The 23,244-nt window shown below is 70.7% G+C and carries 25 protein-coding genes; 15 read left to right on the forward strand and 10 right to left on the reverse strand.

The window, feature by feature from the left end; translation table 11 throughout:
• Positions 1 to 21: 21 nt before the first annotated feature.
• From AC5L3C_RS26365 to fasR, 5 genes are all read right to left on the reverse strand, one after another.
• Complete coding sequence (locus AC5L3C_RS26365; protein WP_493651296.1) at positions 22 to 1,293, reverse strand: beta-ketoacyl-[acyl-carrier-protein] synthase family protein; 1,272 nt, start codon at positions 1,291 to 1,293, stop codon at positions 22 to 24.
• A gap of 111 nt (positions 1,294 to 1,404) precedes the next feature.
• Positions 1,405 to 1,653 carry an acyl carrier protein gene (locus AC5L3C_RS26370; RefSeq protein ID WP_493651297.1) on the reverse strand — a complete coding sequence of 83 codons (249 nt, stop codon included), beginning with the start codon at positions 1,651 to 1,653 and terminating at the stop codon, positions 1,405 to 1,407.
• Positions 1,654 to 1,755: 102 nt separating this feature from the next.
• Positions 1,756 to 2,757: a ketoacyl-ACP synthase III gene (locus tag AC5L3C_RS26375; RefSeq protein WP_125506687.1), complete on the reverse strand. Its 1,002-nt coding sequence runs from the start codon at positions 2,755 to 2,757 to the stop codon at positions 1,756 to 1,758.
• Positions 2,758 to 2,779: 22 nt separating this feature from the next.
• Positions 2,780 to 3,703: an ACP S-malonyltransferase gene (locus AC5L3C_RS26380; protein ID WP_493651299.1), complete on the reverse strand. Its 924-nt coding sequence runs from the start codon at positions 3,701 to 3,703 to the stop codon at positions 2,780 to 2,782.
• An 89-nt stretch (positions 3,704 to 3,792) separates the two neighbouring features.
• A complete protein-coding gene (fasR, locus tag AC5L3C_RS26385) occupies positions 3,793 to 4,998 on the reverse strand; it encodes a fatty acid biosynthesis transcriptional regulator FasR (protein WP_493651301.1) in 1,206 nt (401 codons plus the stop codon).
• A gap of 109 nt (positions 4,999 to 5,107) precedes the next feature.
• Between fasR and AC5L3C_RS26390 the strand changes: the two genes are divergently transcribed.
• From AC5L3C_RS26390 to AC5L3C_RS26420, 7 genes are all read left to right on the forward strand, one after another.
• Complete coding sequence (locus AC5L3C_RS26390) at positions 5,108 to 5,764, forward strand: pirin family protein (protein ID WP_493654031.1); 657 nt, start codon at positions 5,108 to 5,110, stop codon at positions 5,762 to 5,764.
• 348 nt (positions 5,765 to 6,112) lie between these two features.
• Positions 6,113 to 6,355 carry a hypothetical protein gene (locus AC5L3C_RS26395; RefSeq protein ID WP_493651302.1) on the forward strand — a complete coding sequence of 81 codons (243 nt, stop codon included), beginning with the start codon at positions 6,113 to 6,115 and terminating at the stop codon, positions 6,353 to 6,355.
• Positions 6,355 to 7,233: a SigE family RNA polymerase sigma factor gene (locus AC5L3C_RS26400; protein ID WP_493651304.1), complete on the forward strand. Its 879-nt coding sequence runs from the start codon at positions 6,355 to 6,357 to the stop codon at positions 7,231 to 7,233. The genes AC5L3C_RS26395 and AC5L3C_RS26400 overlap by 1 nt, the downstream gene beginning before the upstream one ends.
• A gap of 11 nt (positions 7,234 to 7,244) precedes the next feature.
• Entirely contained in the window at positions 7,245 to 8,087 is an 843-nt protein-coding gene (locus tag AC5L3C_RS26405; protein WP_493651305.1) for a DUF6207 family protein, read from the forward strand.
• Between the two features lie 305 nt (positions 8,088 to 8,392).
• Entirely contained in the window at positions 8,393 to 8,647 is a 255-nt protein-coding gene (locus tag AC5L3C_RS26410; RefSeq protein WP_493651307.1) for a hypothetical protein, read from the forward strand.
• A gap of 88 nt (positions 8,648 to 8,735) precedes the next feature.
• Positions 8,736 to 8,999, forward strand: coding sequence for a hypothetical protein (locus AC5L3C_RS26415; protein WP_493651309.1), 264 nt, complete (start codon positions 8,736 to 8,738; stop codon positions 8,997 to 8,999).
• Positions 9,000 to 9,162: 163 nt separating this feature from the next.
• On the forward strand, positions 9,163 to 9,564 hold the full coding sequence (locus AC5L3C_RS26420) for a hypothetical protein (RefSeq protein WP_493651310.1): 402 nt from the start codon (positions 9,163 to 9,165) through the stop codon (positions 9,562 to 9,564).
• Between the two features lie 14 nt (positions 9,565 to 9,578).
• On the opposite strand, the gene AC5L3C_RS26425 is transcribed toward AC5L3C_RS26420, so the two are convergent.
• A complete protein-coding gene (locus tag AC5L3C_RS26425; protein WP_493651311.1) occupies positions 9,579 to 10,400 on the reverse strand; it encodes a serine hydrolase domain-containing protein in 822 nt (273 codons plus the stop codon).
• Between the two features lie 117 nt (positions 10,401 to 10,517).
• Here AC5L3C_RS26425 and AC5L3C_RS26430 point away from each other — a divergent pair, with 117 nt between their 5' ends.
• Entirely contained in the window at positions 10,518 to 10,991 is a 474-nt protein-coding gene (locus tag AC5L3C_RS26430; protein ID WP_493651312.1) for a MerR family transcriptional regulator, read from the forward strand.
• The gene (locus AC5L3C_RS26435; RefSeq protein ID WP_493654033.1) at positions 10,991 to 12,007 is read left to right on the forward strand and encodes an aldo/keto reductase; all 1,017 of its coding nucleotides are present in this window, start codon (positions 10,991 to 10,993) and stop codon (positions 12,005 to 12,007) included. Before AC5L3C_RS26430 ends, AC5L3C_RS26435 begins: the two co-directional genes overlap by 1 nt.
• A 43-nt stretch (positions 12,008 to 12,050) precedes the next feature.
• Here the strand turns inward: AC5L3C_RS26435 and AC5L3C_RS26440 are convergent, their stop codons facing one another.
• The 3 genes from AC5L3C_RS26440 to AC5L3C_RS26450 all read right to left on the reverse strand — a co-directional run bounded on the left by AC5L3C_RS26440 (position 12,051) and on the right by AC5L3C_RS26450 (position 14,927).
• Positions 12,051 to 12,899 (reverse strand): DUF4429 domain-containing protein, encoded by an 849-nt coding sequence (locus AC5L3C_RS26440; protein WP_493651313.1) that lies wholly within the window; start codon positions 12,897 to 12,899, stop codon positions 12,051 to 12,053.
• A gap of 66 nt (positions 12,900 to 12,965) precedes the next feature.
• Positions 12,966 to 14,183 (reverse strand): alpha/beta hydrolase, encoded by a 1,218-nt coding sequence (locus AC5L3C_RS26445; protein ID WP_493651314.1) that lies wholly within the window; start codon positions 14,181 to 14,183, stop codon positions 12,966 to 12,968.
• An 81-nt stretch (positions 14,184 to 14,264) separates the two neighbouring features.
• On the reverse strand, positions 14,265 to 14,927 hold the full coding sequence (locus AC5L3C_RS26450) for a TetR family transcriptional regulator (protein WP_493651316.1): 663 nt from the start codon (positions 14,925 to 14,927) through the stop codon (positions 14,265 to 14,267).
• A 111-nt stretch (positions 14,928 to 15,038) separates the two neighbouring features.
• Between AC5L3C_RS26450 and AC5L3C_RS26455 the strand changes: the two genes are divergently transcribed.
• Both AC5L3C_RS26455 and AC5L3C_RS26460 read left to right on the forward strand, forming a co-directional pair.
• Positions 15,039 to 16,658 carry an MFS transporter gene (locus AC5L3C_RS26455; RefSeq protein ID WP_493651317.1) on the forward strand — a complete coding sequence of 540 codons (1,620 nt, stop codon included), beginning with the start codon at positions 15,039 to 15,041 and terminating at the stop codon, positions 16,656 to 16,658.
• A gap of 241 nt (positions 16,659 to 16,899) precedes the next feature.
• Positions 16,900 to 17,208, forward strand: a complete 309-nt coding sequence (locus tag AC5L3C_RS26460; RefSeq protein WP_493651318.1) for a small hydrophobic protein — start codon at positions 16,900 to 16,902, stop codon at positions 17,206 to 17,208.
• Positions 17,209 to 17,672: 464 nt separating this feature from the next.
• On the opposite strand, the gene aceE is transcribed toward AC5L3C_RS26460, so the two are convergent.
• Positions 17,673 to 20,420, reverse strand: coding sequence for a pyruvate dehydrogenase (acetyl-transferring), homodimeric type (gene aceE / locus AC5L3C_RS26465; protein WP_493651319.1), 2,748 nt, complete (start codon positions 20,418 to 20,420; stop codon positions 17,673 to 17,675).
• 403 nt (positions 20,421 to 20,823) lie between these two features.
• Here aceE and AC5L3C_RS26470 point away from each other — a divergent pair, with 403 nt between their 5' ends.
• The 4 genes from AC5L3C_RS26470 to AC5L3C_RS26485 all read left to right on the forward strand — a co-directional run bounded on the left by AC5L3C_RS26470 (position 20,824) and on the right by AC5L3C_RS26485 (position 23,242).
• Entirely contained in the window at positions 20,824 to 21,261 is a 438-nt protein-coding gene (locus tag AC5L3C_RS26470) for a DUF3052 domain-containing protein (RefSeq protein WP_185931050.1), read from the forward strand.
• Between the two features lie 109 nt (positions 21,262 to 21,370).
• Positions 21,371 to 21,829 carry a peroxiredoxin gene (locus tag AC5L3C_RS26475; RefSeq protein WP_493654034.1) on the forward strand — a complete coding sequence of 153 codons (459 nt, stop codon included), beginning with the start codon at positions 21,371 to 21,373 and terminating at the stop codon, positions 21,827 to 21,829.
• Between the two features lie 113 nt (positions 21,830 to 21,942).
• Complete coding sequence (locus AC5L3C_RS26480) at positions 21,943 to 22,518, forward strand: TerD family protein (RefSeq protein ID WP_493651320.1); 576 nt, start codon at positions 21,943 to 21,945, stop codon at positions 22,516 to 22,518.
• Between the two features lie 148 nt (positions 22,519 to 22,666).
• Positions 22,667 to 23,242 (forward strand): TerD family protein, encoded by a 576-nt coding sequence (locus AC5L3C_RS26485; protein WP_125506707.1) that lies wholly within the window; start codon positions 22,667 to 22,669, stop codon positions 23,240 to 23,242.
• Positions 23,243 to 23,244: the final 2 nt, after the last annotated feature.

A 23,244-nucleotide genomic window follows, 5' to 3' on the forward strand; every position in this document is an offset into this window, starting at 1 on the left:
TCCCTCACTGACCGGCCCCGGTCACACGGACCGGAACGCCAGCACCACGTTGTGCCCACCGAACCCGAACGAGTCGTTCAACGCGGCGATCCGCCCGTCCACGGGCAGCTTCCGTGCCTCGCCCCGGACGACATCCGCGTTCGCCTCCGCCTCCGAATCGATGTTCTCGACGTTGATCGTCGGCGGAGCCACCCGGTGGTACAGCGCCAGCACCGTCGCCACCGACTCCACCCCGCCCGCGCCACCGAGCAGATGACCCGTCATCGACTTGGTCGCGGAGACCGCGAAGTGGTCCGCGTCGTCCCCGAACACCTTCCGCAGCGCCTTCAGCTCGGCGATGTCACCCGCCGGCGTGGACGTCGCGTGCGCGTTGACGTGCACGATCTCGGCCGGGTTCAGGTCCGTCCGGTCCATCAGGTTCTGCAGGGCGTGCGAGATGCCCCGCCCCTCCGGCTCCGGCTGCACGATGTCGTGGGAGTCGGCGGAGATGCCCTGGCCGACCGCCTCCGCGTAGACGCGGGCGCCGCGTGCCGCGGCGTGCTCGGCGGACTCCAGGACGATGACGCCCGCGCCCTCGCCCATGACGAAGCCGTCGCGGGCGACGTCGTAGGGGCGCGAGGCGCCCTGCGGGTCGTCGTTGTTCTTGGACATCGCCATCATGTTGCCGAACGCGGCGATCGGCAGCGGGTGGATCGACGCCTCCGTGCCGCCCGCGACGACGATGTCGGCGCGGCCGGTGCGGATCATCTCGATGGCGTAGCCGATGGCCTCCGCGCCGGACGCGCAGGCCGAGACCGGGGTGTGCACGCCCGCACGGGCGCCCACGGCCAGGCCCACGTTCGCCGAGGGGCCGTTCGGCATCAGCATGGGGACGGTGTGCGGGGAGACGCGGCGTACGCCCTTCTCCTTCAGCACGTCGTACTGGTCCAGCAGGGTCGTCACGCCGCCGATGCCGGAGGCGATGACCGCGCCCAGCCGGTCCGGGTCGACGCTCGTGTCCTCGCCGGCCTTGGCCTCGAAACCGGCGTCGGCCCACGCCTCCTTGGCCGCGATCAGCGCGAACTGCGCCGAGCGGTCCAGGCGGCGGGCCTGCGGCCGGGGGATGACCTCGGTGGGCTCCACGGCCACCGGTGCCGCGATGCGGACCGCCTGCTCGGCGGCCCACTCCTGCTCCAGGAGCCTGACGCCGGAACGTCCGGCGACCAGCCCCTCCCAGGTTGAGGCTGCGTCGCCACCCAGCGGTGTGGTTGCGCCGATACCGGTGACGACCACGGTGCGATTGGTCGGGCTCATCGGAATGCTTTCTCCAACGGTTTTACGAGGATTCGTACGGCGCCACCGCCGGGTGGCGGGGCCGGGCCGGCCGGCCCCCGGGCCTCCGTACGGACGAAGGCCCGGCAGGGCTCAGCTCTGGTGCTTGAGGATGTACTCGGTGGCGTCGCCGACCGACTTGAGGTTCTTGACGTCGTCGTCCGGGATCTTGACGTCGAAGCGCTCTTCGGCGGCGACGACGACCTCGACCATGGACAGGGAGTCGACGTCCAGGTCGTCGGTGAAGGACTTGTCCAGCTGGACGTCCTCAACCGGGATGCCGGCGATCTCGTTCACGATCTCCGCGAGACCGGCGACGATCTCTTCCTGAGTGGCGGCCATGGTGGCGCTCCTTCGTTGTGATTCCAGCGGTTGTGGCCCCCGCCGCGTGAGCGGCGGGTTCTGCGGTGCCCGTGCCGGATTCGATCATCCGGCACGGAGTGCCTAGGGGAGGGTAACGACCGTTGCGGCGTACACGAGACCCGCCCCGAAGCCGATGACGAGCGCGGTGTCGCCGCTCTTCGCCTCACCGGTCGCCAGGAGCCGCTCCATAGCGAGCGGGATCGAGGCGGCCGAGGTGTTGCCGGTGGTGCGGATGTCACGGGCGACCGTGACGTGCTCCGGCAGTTTCAGGGTCTTCACCATCGAGTCGATGATCCGCACGTTGGCCTGGTGCGGGATGAAGACGTCCAGGTCGTCCGCGGTGATCCCGGCCGCGTCCAGCGCCTGCTGGGCGACCTTCGCCATCTCGAACACGGCCCAGCGGAAGACCGCCTGGCCCTCCTGCGTGATCGCGGGGAACTTCTCGACGGTCCCGTCGCGGTAGTCCGTCCACGGCACGGTCTGCTTGATGGTCTCGGACTTGTCGCCCTCCGAGCCCCACACGGTCGGGCCGATCGCGGGCTCCTTGGACGGGCCGACGACCACCGCGCCGGCGCCGTCGCCGAACAGGAAGGCCGTGGCCCGGTCCTCCAGGTCGGTCAGGTCGCTCAGCCGCTCCACGCCGATGACCAGCACGTAGTCCGCGGATCCCTCGACCACCAGGCCCTTGGCCAGGGTGAGCCCGTAGCCGAAGCCCGCGCAGCCGGCCGAGATGTCGAAGGCGGCGGCCCTGTCCGTGCCCAGCTTGTCGGCGATCTCCGTGGCGACGGCGGGCGTCTGGCTGAAGTGCGAGACGGTGGAGACGACGACGGCGCCGATCTGCGAGGCGTCGATCCCGGCGTCCGCGATCGCCTTGCCGGACGCCTCGACGGACATCGCCGCGACGGTCTCCTCGGGGGAGGCCCAGTGCCGGGTCTCGATGCCGGAGCGGGAACGGATCCACTCGTCGGACGAGTCGATCGTCTCCAGGATCACCTCGTTCGGCACGATCCGGGTGGGCCGGTAGCCGCCCACGCCGAGGATGCGCGCGTACGGGGCGCCCTTGCTGGGCTTGATCTTCGCCATGCGGGTCGGCTCCTTCGGGCGATCAGGCGGCGTGCTCGGCGATGAGCTCGCGGGCCGCGTCGAGGTCGGCGGGGGTCTTCAGGGCCAGCGTCCGCACGCCGGGCAGGGCGCGCTTGGCGAGGCCGGTCAGGGTGCCTCCGGGGCAGACCTCGAGGAGGGCGGTGACGCCGAGCTCCTTGAAGGTCTCCATGCACTGGTCCCAGCGGACCGGGTTGGCGACCTGGCCGACCAGACGCTGGAGCACCTCGGTGCCGGAGGTGACGGCCCTGCCGTCCTTGTTCGACACGTAGGTGATCTTCGGGTCGCCGGGCGTCAGCGCCTCGGCGGCCGTGGCCAGTGTGTCGACCGCCGGGCCCATGTGGTGGGTGTGGAAGGCGCCGGCGACCTTGAGCAGGACCACGCGGCGCACGCCCTCGGGCTTGTCCGCCTCCAGCGCGGCGAGCTGCTCCTTGGTGCCGGCCGCGACGATCTGGCCCGCGCCGTTGATGTTCGCCGGGGTCAGGCCCAGCTTCTCCAGGTGCGCGAGGGTGGTCTCGTGGTCGCCGCCGAGCAGCGCCGCCATGCCGGTGTCCGTGGTCGCGGCGGCGTCGGCCATGGCCAGGCCCCGCTTGCGGACCAGGGACAGTGCGGCGGTGTCGTCGAGGACACCCGCGAAGACGGCCGCGGTGATCTCGCCGACGCTGTGACCGGCGACGGCCCCGGGCGCCACGTCCGAGATGGCACCGAGTGCCGAGGCGGACAGCAGCCCGGCCGCGACCAGCAGCGGCTGGGCCACGGCCGTGTCACGGATCTCGTCCGCGTCCGCCTTGGTGCCGTAGTGGACGAGGTCGAGTCCGATGACGTCGGACCACGCGGCGACGCGGTCCGCGGCACCGGGGAGATCGAGCCATTCAGTCAGGAAGCCGGGCGTCTGGGCGCCCTGGCCGGGAGCGACGAGTACGAGCACTCTCACACTCTCTCTTGGGGACGGCCACGGCCGCCCGTGGGGACAAGGACGAAGAACGGAGGGGGGTTTTGTGGGGCCTCGACAAAATGTTAGGACTGAAGATCGCCATCGACCAGACGCCCCAGGATCAGCGCGATTCGCAGGGTGAAGGCAGAGCGTACATCGGAGGGTGACCATCCGGTGACGTCTGTCACACGTCGAAGCCGGTAACGAACGGTGTTGGGATGAACGAACAGCATGCGCGCGGCGCCCTCGAGACTGCTCGCCTGTTCGAGATACACACTGAGCGTTTCCAGCAGTGCGGCACCGGCCTCCTCCAGCGGTCTGTAGATCTCCTCCACCAACTGCTCGCGCGCGGACGGGTCTCCGGCGATCGCGCGCTCCGGAAGCAGATCGTCCGCCAGGACCGGGCGCGGGGCGTCCTGCCACGCCGGGCACGCCTTGAGGCCCGCTGCGGCGGCCTGCGCGGACCGGGTCGCGGCCTGCAGGTCCGGCACCACGGGCCCGGCCACCACGGGTCCCGCCGCGAACGGTCCGATCAGCGACTTCGCGACGCCCAGCGGGTTGTCGCTGCCGCCCGCGATCACCACGAGCCGGTCCCCGAGCACCCCGGTCAGCACCTGGAGCTTGGCGTGCCGGGCGGCCCGCCGGATCGCCTCCACGGTCAGCTCCGAGTCGCCGTCGGGCGCGGTCCCCAGCACCACGCACACGTGCTCGGGCGAGTTCCAGCCCAGCGCGGCGGCCCGTGACACGGCCCCCTCGTCGGCCTCGCCGCTGAGCACGGCGTTCACGACCAGCGACTCCAGCCGCGCGTCCCAGGCACCCCGTGCCTCGGCGGCCTGCGCGTACACCTGGGCCGTGGCGAAGGCGATCTCCCGCGCGTACACCAGCAGCGCCTCGCGCAGCACGTTCTCGTCGCCGGGCGCCACCACCTCGTCGATGGCGGACTCCATCACCTCGATGGTGGTGCGCACCATCTCCACGGTCTGCCGCAGCGTGATCGCCCTGGTCAGCTCACGCGGCGCGGTGCCGAAGACGTCGGTGGAGATGGCCTGCGGGGCGTCGGGGTGCCGGAACCACTCGGTGAACGCGGCGATGCCCGCCTGGGCGACCAGGCCGATCCAGGAGCGGTTCTCCGGGGGCATGGCCCGGTACCAGGGCAGCGTCTCGTCCATCCGTGCGATCGCCTGTGCGGCGAGACTGCCGGACGAGCGCTCCAGCCGCTTCAGCGTCGCGGCATGCGGATGGGCGGGGCGTGCTGAGTCTGCGTTGGTGCTGGTTTCGGGTTCGGGCACGGGGACAAGACTGCCTTATCCGGACGGGAGGGCGTCGCCCAGGGTCGGGCCCGGCCCGGGGGATCGGGCCGCGGGCACGGGGCGGGCAGGGCCTACCGTGGGGTGCGTGATGGACGTACGGCGCGCGCACGAGCGCTACCAGGGCGGCGATCCGGCGGCCGGCATCGAGTCCCGCCACGCCTTCTCCTTCGGCCCCCACTACGACCCCGGCAACCTCCGCTTCGGGGCGGTGATCGCCTGCAACGAGGAGCGCCTCGCGCCCGGCGCGGGCTTCGACGAGCATCCGCACAGCCACACCGAGATCGTCACGTGGGTGGTGGAGGGCGAGCTGACCCACCGCGACTCCGCGGGCCACGAGACGGTGATCCGCCCCGGTGACGTACAGCGCCTGAGCGCGGCGTCCGGCGTCCGCCACGTGGAGCGCAACGCGGGCTCGGCCCCCCTGACCTTCCTCCAGATGTGGCTGGCCCCGCTGGAGCCCGGCGGCGAACCCTCCTACGACGTCGTCCGCGGCATAGCGGACGCCACCCCGTACGCCCTGCCGGAGGCGGCCTCGATGCTCCACGTCCGCCGCCTGGCACCGGGGGAGCGCACGGCGGTACCGGACGCGGCGTACGTCTACGTCCATGTCGTACGCGGTGAGGTGACCCTGGGCGGCGAGCTCCTGTCCCCGGGCGACGCGGCCCGGATCACGGACGCCGAGGGCATCGAGGCCCGCGCGTCCGCTCCGGCGGAACTGCTGCTGTGGGAGATGCGGGGCGCCTGAGGCGGACCGGGGGTGGTGCGGCCCCCTCTTTTTTCTTCTTCAGCACAGGGGGCCGCACCGGTGCGGCGTCGAGTGGCGCCTTGGGACATCCATGATGCGGGATCGCGTGCAATTGCAGAGCAGAAGTGCCGTTTCCCCCTCAATGGGGTGAACACACACGCTATGAGGGCCGCGGAGCGGGTGGCGGGGCGTAGCGCGCGGTGGCGAATCTTCTTATTGTTCCGTAATCCCATGATCACATAGCGTGGAGGGGCTGAGTGCGGTCATTCTGACGGTCCCTTCCTGAGGGTGCTTCAGCACCACCTGACGGAGGGCCTGTTAGCCGTTCACTCACAGAAACCGAGTGCGATGTCGAGTAAGAAGGTGGTGGCCGCTGTCGTACTGGCGGCGGCCCTCACGTGGAGCACGGTGATGACCGTGCTGGGGCACGCGGCCGCCGCGGCGGTCCTGCTGCCCTCCCTGGGCCTGCTCGTGCAGCAGGTCGTCCAGGCGGTCACGGCGTCCGACGGACGAGCGCGACCCGCCGACGTCCCCCCGTCCCCGTCCGAGGGCCCGGCCGGCGGGCACGGCGGTCAGGAGGCGCCGCGGTGATGTCGTCGTCCGATGCCGCCCAGCCGCGGCCCCACAGCGCCAGACGGGGCCGCCCGCCGGCCCCCATCTCCCCGGCCGCGGGCCCGCTGCACCGCGCCTGGCTCGAATCCGTCCGCAGCGTGCACCGCACCAGCGGCCTGACCCTCGACGAGCTCGTCGACCTGTCCGGCTACTCCAAGACCCGGATCAGCGAACTCCTGCGCGGCAACGGCTACTACCCCGCCTGGGAGATCACCTTCAGCGTGATCCGCGCCCTGGGCATACCCGCGGCACCCATGTGCCGGCTGTGGGCGGCCGCCGCCCGTGAGGCCGACAAGGGCCCGGACTGGATCCGCCACTGCATCGAGCAGGTCGCCCACGAGGCGGAGCATCCTCCGCTGCCCTACCAGGTGTTCACCGACACCATGCACGAGCCCTACCTGGCCTACGCCCGCGCCTGGCTCCTGACCGAAAAGCGGGCCCGGGGCGTCGTCGCGGAGGCCAACGACATCCTGTGGCTCCGCTGGGACGAGGCCACGGCCAGCGCGAACCTCAACCGCTACGCCTGGCGCCTGCTGCGCTCCCGGGTCATGCTCCGCACCAACCGCTGGGAAGGCCGCCCCGACCTGCGCGCCGCCGTCTTCGCCACCCGGGAGATCCGCACCAGCCACGACCCCGGACACATGATCGCCCTGTCCGAACTGATCGACCTCTTCGCCGCCATCAGCCGCCTGCCCGACGACCAGATGGACGTCGCCGTGCTGCGCCACCTGTGCGGCATCCCCGACCGGACCATCCCCGACGTGCTCGGCCTGAGCCCCGCCATCGCCCGCGCCGTCGACCACCACGCCCGCGCCACCGTCGAGGCCCTCCTCGACGCCCCCGACACCCGGGAGTGACCCCGACCGCCATGTCTGCCATCGACCAGCTCCTCGCCCGAGCCCGACTGCACCACGGCTCCGACGTCCCCGACGACACCGTCCCCCACGACGACGGCACCCGCCCCGCCCCGCTGCCGGCCGCACACCCGCCCGCCGGCGACGGACGCACCGACCCGGCCGCCGCCCGGCAACTCCACACGCTGTGCGAAACGGCCGTCGTCGCGCTCACCCCCGACGTCCTGGCCTTCTTCACCGACCAGGTCCCCGACCACCACAGCGCCTGGCTCCTGGGCTGCGCCCTCCACCTCGCGGGCATCGAGGACGGTGCCCGCTTCTGGTGGCAGTACGCCGCCGGCGACGGCCACCCCCCGGCCTGCTACACCCTCTCCCTGCACCACCGCATCCGCGGCGAGCAGCACGCCGCCGCCTTCTACGCCCGGCAGACCCACCTCGACCGCACCCCCGAGGCCGGTGAACCGGAAACCCTCACCGTCGCCGGAGCGTGCCCGCCCACGGAAATACGCTTCGACGCCGGACTCTCCACCGTGCTCCGCATACTCAGCGAACTCGCCACCCCGGGCAACCGCCGCCGCCCCCACCGCATCGACGCCCTGACCAACTACGTCGCCGACACCGTCACCTCGCACTACCACCGCCACCCCACCATCGAACTCCCCGTCCCCGAACCCCGCTTCGCCGACCGAATCGACTTCCTCCTCACCGCCGTCCCCCCATGGGCCACCCGCAACCACCACTCCCCACGCCCCCCTGCCCCAGCCCCCGCCCTCCCCGTCCGCCCCTCACCGACCACCCCACCGAGTCCCCACAACACCCGCATGACAGGCAAGAGGGCCATAACGGCCCAGCGGTGACCCGTGCCGCCATGGACACCCAGGCCGGTCGTTCGTCCATCTGAACCGAGGTCCGCGGATTGGTGTCGGTGGTCGGTCCGCCGCCCGGTGGCAGCGGTGCCGTGCGGTTTCTCGCCGAGCGGCGCCGGTGCGGTGGCGGTCGGGGGGGGTGAACTGGCAAGTTGCGGGGGCGTGTTGGTGTCTGAGTTGGTTTGCCTGGGGGATGAACCCGGCGCTGTGGATCTCCGTCTTAGCGGTCGCAGACCGTCCAGAGGGCCGACGGGACCAGAACGGTCCGGTTCGGTTCCATTCATAAGGAGAGACAAATGAAGTCGTGGCGTTCGCGTATCGCCGTCGCGTTGGGTACCGCCGCTCTCGCCCTTCCGCTGGCCGCGGGTTCGGCCTCCGCCGCCGAAGCCAACGGGGGGCTGTACCACCCGATCAGCGGTACGCCCAATTATGCCGAGTGCGTGGTGGACGGATGGAATGCCATCGCCTCCGGGCGCTACTCCGATTACCTCTGCGTCTGGGAGGACCCGTACTGGAACCTGTACGTCGTGGACGCCGACCGGCCCATGTGACGGGCACAGTCGTACCGCGCCGACCGGTGGCCCTGAGGGTCGCCGGTCGGCACCACTTGGGTCCGGCCCCTTTCATAAGGAGAGACATATGAAGTCGTGGCGTTCGCGTATCGCCGTCGCGTTGGGTACCGCCGCTCTCGCCCTCCCGCTGGCCGCGGGTTCGGCGGCCGCAGTCGAGGTCGATCAGTGGGGTTATCACAAGATCGCCGGGTGGCGCGACAAGCTCGCCTGTGTGGAGGACGGGCAGTACGCCCTCAGGCACGGGTACCAGAACTACTACTGCGCCTACGAGAACGGGTTCTGGGTGCTGTGGGCCCTGCCCGTTCCGGATGCGCCGCCGACGCGTCCCTGACGGCGCGGTCGTCTCGGGCCTTGTCCGGATCTCGCCTCGGACAAGGCCGTGACCAGGCCGAACAGCGGGGGAGTGTCCGGGACGGCGTCCTGTTCTTGATCCGGGCGTCGCCGGGCCGACACGCTCATCGGGTTCCAGCCACCGGATTGACGGGAGCCCGACGATGAAACTGTTCCGACCCGCTTCGACGGCGGCCGCCGCCGCGGCCGTCGCGGCAGCCGTGGCCTTTGCCCCGACCCCCGCGTACGCCGACGACGGGTGGACGTGGATCACCTACTCCGGCTCCTCGCCCCGCGGCGGCTGGGGCTACAGCGTCGTGACGACCGGCTCGATCATGGAGCAGCTCACCTGCGACGCGGGGGAAAAGGACGGACTCCGTACCGTTTCCCAGCTCACGAGGCCGGACGGGTACGTGGTCACTCTGCATGCGGCGAACGGCACGGGGTCGTGCGCCGAAACCTCCTTCTACGCACAGAACGGCACCTACGTGCTGAAGGTGTGCCTGCGCGACGGAGCGTTCGGCGCCGATCGCCACTGCGACCGGAACTCCTTCTCCTACCCCTGAGCCGCCGGCCGGCCTCAGCCGCGCAGCTCCGCCAGTACCGCGTCCGTGAACGGTGGCCAGACCTCGGTCGCCCAGGGGCCGAAGGCGCGGTCGGTGAGGGCCACGCATGCCGCGCCCGCGTCGGGGTCGATCCACAGGAACGTACCCGACTGGCCGAAGTGGCCGACGGTGCGCGGGGAGGACGAGGTGCCCGTCCAGTGCGGGGACTTGCCGTCGCGGATCTCGAGGCCGAGGCCCCAGTCGTTGGGGTTCTGGTGGCCGTAACCCGGCAGGACACCCTTGGTCCCCGGGTACTGCACGGTCATCGCCTCCGCGACCGTGCGCGGGTCCAGCAGGCGCGGGGCCTGGACTTCGGCGGCGAAGCGCAGCAAGTCGTCCACCGTGGACACGCCGTCCTTGGCCGGCGAGCCCGCCACCGAGGTCGCCGTCATCCCCAGCGGATCCAGCACCGCCTGCCCCACGTAGTCCGTGAACGGGATCTCCGTCGCCTTCGCGACGTGGTCGCCGAGCTGCTCGAACCCGGCGTTCGAGTACAGGCGCCGCTCGCCCGGTGCCGAGGTCACCTTGTGCTCGTCGAAGGCCAGCCCCGAGGTGTGCGCGAGCAGGTGGCGGACCGTCGAGCCCTCCGGGCCCGCCGGTTCGTCCAGCTCGATCGCGCCCTCCTCGTACGCCACCAGCACCGCGTAGGCCGCCAGCGGTTTGGTGACCGAGGCCAGCGGGAAGCGGTGGGCGGCGGGGCCGTGCGTGCCCAGGACGGTACCGTCCGCCCGTACGGCACCCGCCGCGGCGGTGGGAACCGGCCAGTTCTCGATCAGCGCGAGGCTCTTCAGCGACATGCCCCCGAGCCTAAGCGGTGGCCGCGCGGGCACCGCCGGGGGCCCGGACCGGCGAAGCGTCCGTTTCCGGCCCGCGCCGCTTGCCTGGAGTGCACTCCAAGGTTCTAGCGTGGGTCCATGACCGTGACGGAGACGGAGACGGAGACCACGGACACCAGCGCCGACAACTGCGCCGGACCCCCGCAGGGCGACCGGCGGCCGGACGGCGCGGACCGGTACACGATCAGCGAGGTCGCCGCTCTCACCGGGCTGACGGCCCACACCCTGCGCTGGTACGAGCGCATCGGACTGATGCCGCACATCGACCGTTCGCACACCGGACAGCGTCGCTACAGCAACCGCGACCTCGACTGGCTCGCCCTCGTCGGCAAGCTCCGCCTGACCGGAATGCCGGTCGCGGACATGGTGCGGTACGCGGAACTCGTCCGCGCGGGCGAGCACACGTACACCGAGCGCTTCGAGCTGCTCAAGGAGACCCGCGAGGACGTGCTGGCCCGGATCGCCGAGCTCCAGGGCACGCTCGCGGTACTCGACCGGAAGATCAGCTTCTACGCGGACGCGGGGCGGGCCCCGGTGTCTGAGAGGACATGATGACCAACGGCACGATCGGCACGGCGGCACTGGGCGACGGCGGACCGGAGGTGGGCGTCCAGGGCCTCGGCTGCATGGGCATGAGCTTCGCGTACGGCCCGTCGGACGCGGATGCCTCACGGGCGACGCTGGAACGCGCCCTCGAACTGGGCGTCACCCTCTACGACACGGCCGACGCGTACGGCGCGGGCGACAACGAGCGGTTCCTCGCCCCGTTCTTCGCGGCGCACCGGGAGGAGGTGCGCATCGCCACCAAGTTCGCCCTGTCCATCCCCCCGGACGACCCGAGCAGGCGGATCATCCGCAACGACCCGCCGTACATCCGCCGCTCGGTCGAGGCGAGCCTGCGGCGCCTGGGCGTCGATGTGATCGACCTCTACTACATGCACCGGCGCGACATGAACGTGCCGATCGAGGAGACCGTCGGCGTCATGGCCGAGCTGGTGCGCGAGGGCAAGGTCCGGCAGCTGGGCCTGAGCGAGGTCACGGCCGGCGAACTGCGCGCCGCCCACGCGGTGCACCCGATCGCCGCCGTGCAGTCGGAGTGGTCGCTGTTCAGCCGGGACATCGAGGCGAGGGTGGTACCGGCCGCACGCGAACTGGGCGTGACCCTCGTCCCGTACTCCCCGCTCGGCCGGGGCTTCCTCACCGGCTCCTTCACCGACGCCACCCAGGACCTGACGGACGACGACTTCCGCCGCACCATGCCCCGCTTCACCGGTGACAACGCGGCGGCCAACGCGGCCCTGCTGGAGCCGGTCCGCACGGTGGCCGAGGCCCACGGCGCCACCCTCGGGCAGATCGCCCTGGCCTGGGTCCACCAGCAGGCGGCCGTCCACGGCCTCCCGGTGGTCCCCATCCCGGGCACCCGCAAACCGGCCCGCGTGGAGGAGAACACCTCGGCGACCCGTATCACGTTGACGGAGCAGGAACTGGCCCTCCTCGAACTCATCGCCGCGAAGGTCGCGGGCCCCCGCTACGCGAACATGGCGTTCACCTCGGCGGGCAGGGAGTAGCGGAAGGGGTGCCGCTCCGGCGGCACCCCGCTTGGGGGGAGCCTCACAGCTCCGCCAGCAACTCCGCCTTCTTGGAGGAGAACTCCTCATCGGTCACCAGCCCCGCCTGATGAAGCTCCCCCAAGTGCCGGATCCGCTCGGCGATGTCCGCGGGGTCGCGGCGCGCACGCGCCGTGGGTATCGCCGGCACCGGCGCACAGCTGCGCAGCGCCGCCAGCACGGCCGCCGCGAACGGCAGTGACTCGTGCACGGGCCCGTACCCGAGCCCGAACACCACCGCCGCCGGGTCCTGGTCGGGCTGCGCCGGCGGAGCCCCCGCGTCCCGCCGCAGCAGCCGCAGGTGTCCTTCGAACACCTCGGGCGACCGCCACTCCACGCCACTCAGCTCACCGACGGGGAAACGCTGGTCCCCGGCCTTCCACTTGGCCGACGACGCGCCCGTCCAGAACCACCGGAAGGACACCGCCTTCCCGTCGAACGCGGCCTTCCCGTCGTACGCCTTGAACTGCAGCGGCACCCGGGGCGCGGCCACCAGATGGCGTTCGGAGGGGCCGGACTCGGTGAGGCGGGCGCGCAGTTCGTCGGCGTAGTACTCGGCGAGCGTCTCGCGCTCGCCGGGCAGCACCAGCCGGTAGGGGTCGCTGCTCTCCTTCAACTGCCCCGCGGCCGCCTCCATCAGCGGATCCGCGCCCGGCCGCAGCTCGGCGCGCAGCACCACCGTGCCGCGTTTGCCCGGGGTGAGGGTCACCCCCTCGATCGCCTCCAGCGGCACCCGGCGCTGCCCGAGTGCCTGGAACAGCTTGGGTGTTCGAATCCCCCGTTCGTAACGGATGAGCACGGAGTCGGACTCGAACTCCCAGGCGGCATGAAATCCGGCCAGTACATCACCCATGCGGCTCATCGTATGCGGCACGAGCTTCTCCGTCCCCTCCCCGGGCATACCGCAGTATCTCCGTCTCTACGCGCGTCCGGTAGTGGTCGTACGGGACAAACCTGCCCGGCAGACGCCGTCCTCCCGCGCGCAGGAGACCGTGTCATATGCGCCAACGCCGATCCCGGCGAAGTTGCGCAGGCTGTCCGTGCCGGGCACGAAGTACCCGGCGTGACCCTTCGCGTCCCGCGCCGACAGCACCCGCGCGCCGAAGCCGTCGGCCACCGGGTCGGCCCCGTGGCCCAGCCCGCCGAGCTCCAGGTACGGCACGTCCTGGATCCAGTCGTCGGCGTCGCGCATCGCCCACACCCGCGCGGAGGTGCGTAGCTGGGAGGCCTTCTCGGCCCGCATGCCGGGGCTGCCGGCCACCGCGATGTCGGCCACCCGCCCCGGCAGGGAACGCGCGGCGACCCCGCACACCACGGAGCCGTAGCTGTGGCAGAACAGCGCGACCGGCGCGGTCCCGGGCAGGGCGCGCACCAGCGCGTTCAGCCGCCGGGCGCCGTCCTCGGCGCGCATCGCCGTGGCGGCGTCCACACCGATCCCGCTGGGGGTGGTGTAGTCGGCCCAGGCGATCACGGCGGTGCGGGTGGCGGGGACGGCGTCGCGCTCGGCCGCGTACAGTGCCTTCGCCATGCCGACGGGGGCCGAGTACCGGCCGTGCGTGCGCTGGAAGGTGAGCAGGTCGGTGTCGACGCCGGGGACGACCACCGAGACCCGCTCGGCGTCCCGCAGATCGCCGAAGACCTCGGCGACCCGGCCCTGGCCCGCGGGATCGAAGGCGAGGATGTTCCGGCCCGGGCGGGTCAGTTCCGTGAGCCGGTCCAGCCGGCGGGCGGCGTGGTCCTGGCCGGCGGGGGTGAGGCGGCTGTCGTGCACGCGTTCGAGCTCGACCTCGCGGGCCCGTTCCAGCGCGATGCGGTTGGCGTGGTAGCGCAGTTCGACGGGTGCGCCGTTCATGTTGCCGACCGCCAGCGGATAGCGGTGCGCGAGACGGTCGCGCTGTCCCTCGGAGAGGGAGGCGAAGAACCGGGCCAGCCGCGCGGGCGCCGACTGCGGGTCCGGCAGCCGGTGGCCGGCTATGCGGCCCTCCTCCCACGCGGTGAGCGACGCCTGGAGCGGGGCGGGGTGGCGCTGATGACGCGACGCCGTCCAGCCGGTCGTCGCCAGCATCACGAAAACGACGGCGAGCGCGAGCAGCGCGCGCCATACGTTCAGCGGCTGGGAGGTGTCGAAGGAAGTCACTGAAGGGACACACTAGGAGAACGGGAGTGTCTCGCGTGAATCAAGTGACCGGTATCACGTTTCGGTGCGCCGCCTCGGGGATCACTCCGTACGCCAGTTCCCCGCGAGGGCCGGGCCCATATGGTCCAGGCAGGTCGTCATCAGCTCCCGCATGGCCGTGACGGTGAAGTCGTCACCGGCGGACCAGCGCCGCTCCGCCACGCGGATCACTCCGCCGACCGCGGCCACCAGGATGCGCGGCCGGGGGTCGGTGTCCACGTCGAGCCCCTCGCGCTCGGCGATGATCCCGGCCAGCTCCTCCTCCAGCTCGGTCGCGCGGCGCAGATGGGCGGCGAGCAGGGCGGGCGTCGACTCGATGACCCGGTGGATGCGCAGGTGCAGTTCGAGCGGGACCAGTTGCTCCACGGCCTCGTTGATGGTGTCCCAGCTGTCCAGCACGGCCCGGCGCAGTGCCTCCAGCGGCGCCTCGCCCGGCGGGCGGGCGCGCACCGCCTCCACGACGTGCGACTCCGCGAGCCGGGGGACGAAGAACGCCACGTCCTCCTTGCTGGCGAAGTAGCGGAAGAAGGTGCGCTGCGAGACGTCGACGGCCGCGGCGATGTCGTCGACGGTCGTGCCCTCGTACCCGCGCGAGGCGATCAGCTCCAGCGCGGCCCTGACCAGCGCGTCCCGGGTGCGCTGCTTCTTGCGCTCCCGCAGGTTCGGCCGCGGCAGCGTGCCCACGGCGGCCCCGGCCGTCTTCATGTGCCCCTCCTTGAACTGCCCTCGCAGTTCAGGCTATACGCGAGTGTTGTGTCAGTCACCGACTAGTGAACTGGTTTGTCAACTGTCAGCCGCTGACATTAGCCTCATCGCATGACTGGTCAGACCACCATCGACAAGGCGGGCCCGGACGACGGGCCGCCGGCCGCCCCCTCGGGCGCGACGCCGGGCACGGGGCTGCGCGGACATCCCTGGTTCACCCTTGTGACCGTGGCCGTGGGGGTCATGATGGTGGCCCTGGACGGCACCATCGTGGCCATCGCCAACCCGGCCATCGCCAGCGACCTCGGCGCCACCTTCGCCGAGGTGCAGTGGATCACCAACGCGTACTTCCTCGCCCTCGCCGTCTCCCTGATCACCGCGGGCAAGCTCGGTGACCGCTTCGGCCACCGGCAGACCTTCCTCATCGGCGTGGTCGGCTTCGCCGTCGCCTCGGGCGCGATCGGCCTGTCCAACAGCATCGGGCTGGTCATCGGCTTCCGGGTGCTCCAGGGCCTGTTCGGCGCCCTGCTGATGCCGGCCGCGCTCGGCCTGCTGCGGGCCACGTTCCCGGCCGAGAAGCTCAACATGGCGATCGGCATCTGGGGCATGGTCATCGGTGCCTCCACCGCCGGCGGCCCCATCCTCGGCGGTGTGCTCGTCGAGCACGTCAACTGGCAGTCGGTGTTCTTCATCAACGTGCCGGTCGGCATCCTCGCCGTGGCGCTCGGCGCGTGGATCCTGCTCGACCACCGCGCGGAGAACGCCCCGCGCTCCTTCGACGTGCTCGGCATCGCGCTGCTGTCCGCCGCGATGTTCTGCCTCGTCTGGGCGCTGATCAAGGCTCCGGAGTGGGGCTGGGGCTCCCTCGGCACCTGGTCGTTCGTCATCGGCTCGCTGGTCCTGTTCGGGCTCTTCGCCCTCTGGGAGACCAGGGTCGGGGAGCCGCTGATCCCGCTGGCCCTGTTCCGCTCGGTCCCGCTGTCCGCGGGTGTCGTGCTGATGGTCCTGATGGCCATCGCCTTCATGGGCGGCCTGTTCTTCGTCACCTTCTACCTGCAGAACGTGCACGGCATGAGCCCGGTCGACGCCGGACTTCACCTGCTGCCGCTCACCGGCATGATGATCGTCGGCTCGCCGCTGGCGGGCGTGCTGATCACCAAGGTGGGGCCGCGCATCCCGCTGGCCGGCGGCATGGCGTGCACCGCCCTCGCCATGTACGGCATGTCGACGCTGGAGAAGGGCACCGGCAGCGGCGTCATGTCGCTCTGGTTCGCCCTCCTCGGCCTCGGCCTCGCCCCGGTCATGGTCGGTGCCACCGAGGTCATCGTGGGCAACGCGCCGCTGGAGCTGTCCGGTGTCGCCGGCGGTCTCCAGCAGGCCGCCATGCAGGTCGGCGGCAGCCTCGGTACGGCCGTGCTGGGCGCCGTGATGGCCTCGAAGGTGGACCGGGACCTGGAGGGCAACTGGGCGGAGGCGGGCCTTCCGCCGCTCACCCCCGAGCAGGCCGGGAAGGCGTCCGAGGCCGTTCAGGTCGGTGTTCCGCCGGTGACGGAGGGCACACCCGCCCAGATCGCCGCGAAGATCACCGATGTCGCCCACGACACCTTCCTCTCCGGCATGAGCCTGGCGTCCCTGGTCGCCGCCGGAGTCGCCGCGGTGGCGATCCTGGTCGCGTTCCTCACCAAGCGCGGGGCGAACGCGGAGGCCGGCGCGGGCGTCGGCCACATCTGACGGACCGTCGTGTGACGCGGTTTCGCTCATCAGGGTGAACCGATGCGGTGATCCCGCCCCTTCACCGGGCGCCGCAGGTCACATTGGGTCACGTCCTCCGCAGGGCATGGAGGACGCCGGCTGCGGCGCGCTGCTGGAGGGGGGCAGCGCGCATGCAGCGGCCTCAGGCGGCGTACGTACGGCGTGAATTCACCGCCGATGCGGGGGTACCCGCCATGTCAGCCAACCCTTCAGGGAGTTGATGATGGCGAGCTTCGGACACGGAACGCGCAGGCACCCCCGCACACGTGGCCGGACGTGGTCACGGTCCGGGCCGGATCGCGCGACGCTCGGGATCATCGGAGCCATTTGCGCCGTCGCGGGCTTCTTCGTGCTGGGGATCGTCCTCGGCCCGGCCGCGATGGTCTGCGGATGGCTCTCCATGGGCCGCAGCTGGGCGGGTTCCCGCTCACCTTGGGCTCTGGTCGCCCTGGTCCTGGGCGCCATCGACACGCTCCTGGCCCTCCTCCTCCTGACCGGAGCGGCCGGCCAGGGCTACGCCATGCTCTGACCACAAGAGGGCAGAAGGGGGCCTCCGGCACACCACCGAAGGCCCCCTTCCCAACGAGCCAACGACAGGACAGCCCACCTAAGGGGCGCGGGGAACCGCGCGACACCCCCGCAGCAGCCCCCTTCCTGCGGCGCCCCTCCCGCTACCGAGCCGGCGGTAGTACAGCTCACCTGAGGGGCGCGGGGAACTGCGCGCCCGGCCCCGACACCCCCGCAGCAGCCCCCTTCCTGCGGCGCCCCTCCCGCTACCGAGCCGGCGGTAGTACAGCTCACCTGAGGGGCGCGGGGAACTGCGCGCCCGGCCCCGACGCACCCGCAGCCGCCGCTCTACCGTCGGCCCCCCTTCCTGCGGCGTCCGCGCGCCACCGAGCCGACGGCAGGACAGCCCACCTGAGGGGCGCGGGGAACTGCGCGAAAACAGAACCCCCGCACCCGCAGTCGCCCACCCCGCCCCCGCCGGAGGCGCTACGCGTCGCCCCCCGCCGCCCCCGGATCCGCCGCCGCGACATCCAGCAACTGGTACCGGTCGATCGCCTGCTTCAGCACCGACCGGTCGAGGTGCCCCTCCCGCGCCAGCTCCGTCAGCACCGCCACCACGATCGACTGCGCGTCGATGTGGAAGAACCGCCGGGCCGCCCCGCGCGTGTCCGCGAAACCGAAGCCGTCCGCGCCCAGCGACTGGTACGTCCCCGGCACCCAGCGCGCGATCTGGTCCGGCACCGACCGCATCCAGTCGGACACCGCCACCACCGGCCCCCGGGCCGACGCCAGCTTCCGCGTCACGTACGGCGTGCGCTGCTCCTCCTCCGGGTGCAGCAGGTTGTACCGCTCGCAGTCCACCGCCTCGCGCCGCAGCTCGTTCCAGGAGGTCGCCGACCAGACGTCCGCCTTGACGTTCCACTCCTCGGCGAGGATCTGCTGCGCCTCGATCGCCCACGGCAGCGCGACCCCGGACGCCAGGATCTGCGCCGGGAGCGAGCCCGAGGGGCCCTCGCTGAAGCGGTAGAGGCCCTTGATGATGCCCTCCGCGTCCACGTTCTCGGGCTCGGCCGGGTGCCGGATCGGCTCGTTGTAGACGGTCAGGTAGTAGAAGACGTCCTCGCCGTGCGGATGCTGCTCGTCCCCGCCGTACATCCGGCGCAGCCCGTCCCGCACGATGTGCGCGATCTCGTAGCCGAAGGCCGGGTCGTACGCGACGCACGCCGGATTCGTGGACGCCAGCAGCTGCGAGTGGCCGTCCGCGTGCTGGAGCCCCTCACCGGTCAGTGTCGTGCGCCCCGCGGTCGCGCCGAGGACGAAACCGCGGGACATCTGGTCGGCCATCTGCCAGAACTGGTCACCGGTGCGCTGGAAGCCGAACATCGAATAGAAGACGTACACCGGGATCAGCGGCTCGCCGTGCGTGGCGTACGCCGATCCGGCGGCGATCAGCGAGGCCGTGCAGCCGGCCTCGGAGATGCCGTCGTGCAGCATCTGCCCGTTGGGCGACTCCTTGTAGGCGAGCAGCAGCTCCCGGTCCACGGACTCGTACTGCTGGCCGAGCGGGTTGTAGATCTTCGCACTCGGGAAGAACGAGTCCATGCCGAACGTGCGGTACTCGTCCGGCGCGATCAGTACGAACCGCCTGCCGATCTCCTTGTCCCGCATGAGGTCCTTCAGGAGCCGGACAAAGGCCATGGTCGTCGCGATGGACTGCTGACCGGAGCCCTTCTTCACGGTCGCGTACGTCTTGTCCTCGGGCAGCCGCAGCGGCTTCGACCGCACCACCCGCGTCGGCACATAGCCGCCCAGGGACCTGCGGCGGTCGTGCATGTACTGCATCTCCTCCGTGTCCGGGCCCGGGTGGTAGTAGGGCGGCAGACCGGATTCGAGGTCCTTGTCGGAGATCGGCAGGTGCAGCCGGTCCCGGAAGTGCTTGAGGTCGTCGACCGTCAGCTTCTTCATCTGGTGCGTGGCGTTGCGGCCCTCGAAGTTCGGACCCAGCGTCCAGCCCTTGATCGTCTTCGCCAGGATCACCGTCGGCTGGCCCTTGTGCTCCAGGGCCGCCTTGTACGCCGCGTAGATCTTGCGGTGGTCGTGACCGCCGCGCCCCAGGTGCAGGATCTGGTCGTCGGTCATGTGCTCGACCATCGCGCGCAGCCGGTGGTCGTCGCCGAAGAAGTGCTCACGGATGTAGGTGCCCGACTCGGTGGCGTACGTCTGGAACTGCCCGTCCGGCGTGGTGTTCATCTTGTTGACCAGCACCCCGTCGCGGTCCTGGGCCAGCAGCGGGTCCCAGGTGCGGTCCCAGACCAGCTTGATCACGTTCCAGCCGGCGCCCCGGAAGACCGACTCCAGCTCCTGGATGATCTTCCCGTTGCCGCGCACCGGGCCGTCGAGCCGCTGAAGGTTGCAGTTGACCACGAAGGTGAGGTTGTCCAGGCCCTCGCGCGCGGCGATGGTGAGCTGGCCCAGCGACTCCGGCTCGTCCATCTCGCCGTCGCCCAGGAACGCCCACACGTGGGACTTGGAGGTGTCCGCGATCCCGCGCGCGTGCATGTAGCGGTTCATCCGCGCCTGGTAGATCGCGCCGATCGGGCCCAGCCCCATCGACACGGTCGGGAACTCCCAGAAGTCGGGCATCGACCGCGGGTGCGGGTAGGACGACAGCATGTAGGGCGCCTTGGACTTCTCCTGCCGGAAGCCGTCCAGGTGCCGCTCGCTGAGCCGGTCCAGCAGATAGGCGCGGGCGTAGATGCCGGGCGAGGCGTGGCCCTGGAAGAAGACCTGGTCGCCGCCGTCGCCCTCGTCCTTGCCGCGGAAGAAGTGGTTGAACCCCACGTCGTACAGCGACGCGGAGGACGCGAAGGTGGCGATGTGGCCGCCGACCCCGATCCCCGGCCGCTGCGCGCGCGAGACCATCACGGCGGCGTTCCAGCGCGTCGCGTTGAGGATCTTGCGCTCGATCTCCTCGTTGCCCGGGAAGAACGGCTCGGCCCGGGTCGGGATCGTGTTGACGTAGTCCGTGCTGCGCATCTCGGGGACGGCCACGCGCTTCTCACGGGCACGTTCGATCAGTCGCAGCATCAGATAGCGGGCCCGCTCCCGGCCGCGCTCGTCGACCGCGGCGTCGAGGGAGTCGAGCCACTCCTGTGTTTCCTCGGGATCGAAGTCAGGAACCTGACTCGGAAGGCCGCCAATGATGATCGGGTTGCGATCGGATGCGGAAGCCACGCTGTTCCTTACCTGTCAGAGGGCCGTGAAAGGGCCGCCGTTTCGCTGATACGGCCCGGTTTGCGCCGCTCCCCATGGTCCACCCCGGGGCCGCCGACGTCATCTCTACCGGGAGGTAATCCGCTGGTGCGGCCACTACGGTGGGTACGGGGCTCGTCCATTCGAGTCTTCGTACACATGGACGGTTCCCAAAGGGCCAAACGGGGCACAAAGGTGTGGTGTGTGTCACTGCGGGCCATGATGGTGTGCCTGGAGTTGCGGTGACCCGGCCAGGATCGTCACCGTTTCGGCGGTCACCACGGCCGGGTACTTGCGCGATCCGTCCCGCCCGTGTGGACTACGGCCAATGCTTCGCGCACGCGCGTGGCTGAGATATTCCCAAGACATGATCAGGAGGCAACCCGTGAGCGCGACCGCGGACCACGCGGAGGAGCGGACGAACCCTGCCGCCAGGCTGGGGTTCCAGCCCGGGCAGGTGGTCCAGGAGATCGGCTACGACGACGACGTCGACCAGGAGCTCCGCGAGGCCATCGAGGGCGTCATTGAGAGTGACCTGGTCGACGAGGACTACGACGACGTGGCTGACGCCGTTGTGCTGTGGTTCCGCGACGACGACGGCGACCTGACGGATGCGCTGGTGGATGCCGGCACGTACATCGAAGAGGGCGGCGCGATCCTGCTCCTCACGCCGAAGACCGGCCGTGCGGGCTACGTCGAGCCGAGCGACATCTCGGAGGCCGCCACCACTGCGGGGCTGACGGCGTCCAAGAGCGTCAGCGTCGGCAAGGACTGGAGCGGCAGCCGGCTGGCGACGCCCAAGGCGGCCAAGTCCAAGCGGTGAATCACCCCCGGACGGGTCGGCCGCCACAGGCGTCGGCCCATTCGCGGGGCTGTCGTACTCCCTGCGTAGGGTGGGCGCAGTGAACCACCCCGAAGGGATGAACACGACGATGGCGATCCAGGTCGGCGACAAGGCCCCGGACTTCGAACTCAAGGACAACCACGGGGCCACCGTGCGGCTCTCCGACTACCGAGGCCGCAAGAACGTGGTGGTGCTCTTCTACCCGTTCGCCTTCACCGGTGTGTGCACGGGCGAGCTGTGCGAGGTCCGCGACCACCTGCCGCAGTTCTCCGACCGCGAGACCGAGGTGCTCGCGGTGTCCAACGACTCCATCCACACCCTGCGTGTCTTCGCCGAGCAGGAGAATCTGGAGTACCCGCTGCTCAGCGACTTCTGGCCGCACGGCAGCGTCTCGCGGGCCTACGGCGTCTTCGACGAGGACAAGGGATGCGCCGTGCGCGGGACCTTCATCATCGACAAGGAGGGCGTCGTGCGCTGGACCGTGGTCAACGCGCTGCCCGACGCCCGTGACCTGACCGAGTACGTCAAGGCGCTCGACACCCTGTGATTGTTCGCTTCCAGGGTCTGCGAGCTCCGGGAACCCGTCACTAGGATCTACTCGTTGATCCGACATCGAACGCACTACGGGGCACCCCGCCCCTGGACACCAATGGAGGACTCGTGGGAGTCAGCCTCAGCAAGGGCGGCAACGTATCGCTGAGCAAGGAGGCGCCGGGCCTGACCGCGGTCATCGTCGGACTGGGGTGGGACGTCCGTACCACGACCGGCACCGACTTCGACCTGGACGCAAGCGCCCTGCTGCTGACCAGCTCGGGCAAGGTCAGCAGCGACGCCAACTTCGTCTTCTTCAACAACCTCAAGAGCCCGGACGGCTCCGTCGAACACACCGGTGACAACCTCACCGGTGAGGGCGAGGGCGACGACGAGCAGATCAAGGTCAACCTGGCCGGTGTTCCGGCGGAGATCGAGAAGATCGTCTTCCCGGTCTCCATCTACGACGCCGAGAACCGCCAGCAGTCCTTCGGCCAGGTGCGCAACGCGTTCATCCGCGTCGTCAACCAGGCCGGCGGCGCCGAGATCGCCCGCTACGACCTCTCGGAGGACGCCTCCACCGAGACCGCGATGGTCTTCGGCGAGCTGTACCGGCACGGCGCTGAGTGGAAGTTCCGCGCCATCGGCCAGGGCTACGCCTCGGGCCTGCGCGGCATCGCGCAGGACTTCGGCGTGAACGTCTGAGCGTGAACGTCTGAGACATCGACCCGGGCGGCGACGCCCGCATCGGGCCGCCGCCCGCGGCCGCACCGCCCGGCGCCGCACGGTTTACGTGCGGCGCCGGACGCGCAGAAGCACCTGAGAACCATCACAACGGAGGGGGACCAGCAGTATGGGCGTCACGCTTGCCAAGGGAGGAAACGTCTCCCTGTCCAAGGCCGCACCCAACCTCACGCAGGTCATGGTCGGTCTGGGCTGGGACGCGCGCTCCACCACCGGAGCACCCTTCGACCTCGACGCCAGTGCGCTGATGTGCGCCGGCGGCCGGGTCATGGGGGATGAGTGGTTCGTCTTCTACAACCAGCTCAAGAGCCCCGACGGCTCCGTCGAACACACCGGTGACAACCTCACCGGTGAGGGCGACGGCGACGACGAGTCCCTGCTGGTCGACCTCTCGAAGGTGCCGCAGCAGTGCGACAAGATCGTCTTCCCGGTCTCCATCCATATGGCCGACGAGCGCGGTCAGGCCTTCGGCCAGGTCAGCAACGCCTTCATCCGTGTGGTGAACCAGGCGGACGGCCAGGAGCTGGCCCGCTACGACCTGAGTGAGGACGCCTCCACCGAGACCGCGATGATCTTCGGCGAGCTCTACCGCTACCAGGGCGAGTGGAAGTTCCGTGCAGTGGGGCAGGGGTACGCGTCGGGGCTGCGAGGCATCGCTCTAGACTTCGGAGTCAACGTTTCGTAAAG

The organism is Streptomyces speibonae, assembly GCF_984686075.1.

Bases quoted from the DNA above. Each gene is read 5' to 3' on its own strand.
- AC5L3C_RS26405 (WP_493651305.1), top strand. From the start codon at position 7,245: ATGTCTGCCATCGACCAGCTCCTCGCCCGAGCCCGACTGCACCACGGC.
- AC5L3C_RS26395 (WP_493651302.1), top strand. From the start codon at position 6,113: ATGTCGAGTAAGAAGGTGGTGGCCGCTGTCGTACTGGCGGCGGCCCTC.
- AC5L3C_RS26365 (WP_493651296.1), bottom strand. From the start codon at position 1,293: ATGAGCCCGACCAATCGCACCGTGGTCGTCACCGGTATCGGCGCAACC.
- AC5L3C_RS26455 (WP_493651317.1), top strand. From the start codon at position 15,039: ATGACTGGTCAGACCACCATCGACAAGGCGGGCCCGGACGACGGGCCG.
- AC5L3C_RS26430 (WP_493651312.1), top strand. From the start codon at position 10,518: ATGACCGTGACGGAGACGGAGACGGAGACCACGGACACCAGCGCCGAC.
- AC5L3C_RS26460 (WP_493651318.1), top strand. From the start codon at position 16,900: ATGATGGCGAGCTTCGGACACGGAACGCGCAGGCACCCCCGCACACGT.
- AC5L3C_RS26410 (WP_493651307.1), top strand. From the start codon at position 8,393: ATGAAGTCGTGGCGTTCGCGTATCGCCGTCGCGTTGGGTACCGCCGCT.
- AC5L3C_RS26375 (WP_125506687.1), bottom strand. From the start codon at position 2,757: ATGGCGAAGATCAAGCCCAGCAAGGGCGCCCCGTACGCGCGCATCCTC.
- AC5L3C_RS26420 (WP_493651310.1), top strand. From the start codon at position 9,163: ATGAAACTGTTCCGACCCGCTTCGACGGCGGCCGCCGCCGCGGCCGTC.
- AC5L3C_RS26390 (WP_493654031.1), top strand. From the start codon at position 5,108: ATGGACGTACGGCGCGCGCACGAGCGCTACCAGGGCGGCGATCCGGCG.
- AC5L3C_RS26400 (WP_493651304.1), top strand. From the start codon at position 6,355: ATGTCGTCGTCCGATGCCGCCCAGCCGCGGCCCCACAGCGCCAGACGG.
- AC5L3C_RS26475 (WP_493654034.1), top strand. From the start codon at position 21,371: ATGGCGATCCAGGTCGGCGACAAGGCCCCGGACTTCGAACTCAAGGAC.
- AC5L3C_RS26415 (WP_493651309.1), top strand. From the start codon at position 8,736: ATGAAGTCGTGGCGTTCGCGTATCGCCGTCGCGTTGGGTACCGCCGCT.
- AC5L3C_RS26370 (WP_493651297.1), bottom strand. From the start codon at position 1,653: ATGGCCGCCACTCAGGAAGAGATCGTCGCCGGTCTCGCGGAGATCGTG.
- AC5L3C_RS26440 (WP_493651313.1), bottom strand. From the start codon at position 12,899: ATGGGTGATGTACTGGCCGGATTTCATGCCGCCTGGGAGTTCGAGTCC.
- AC5L3C_RS26450 (WP_493651316.1), bottom strand. From the start codon at position 14,927: ATGAAGACGGCCGGGGCCGCCGTGGGCACGCTGCCGCGGCCGAACCTG.
- AC5L3C_RS26435 (WP_493654033.1), top strand. From the start codon at position 10,991: ATGACCAACGGCACGATCGGCACGGCGGCACTGGGCGACGGCGGACCG.
- AC5L3C_RS26425 (WP_493651311.1), bottom strand. From the start codon at position 10,400: ATGTCGCTGAAGAGCCTCGCGCTGATCGAGAACTGGCCGGTTCCCACC.
- AC5L3C_RS26485 (WP_125506707.1), top strand. From the start codon at position 22,667: ATGGGCGTCACGCTTGCCAAGGGAGGAAACGTCTCCCTGTCCAAGGCC.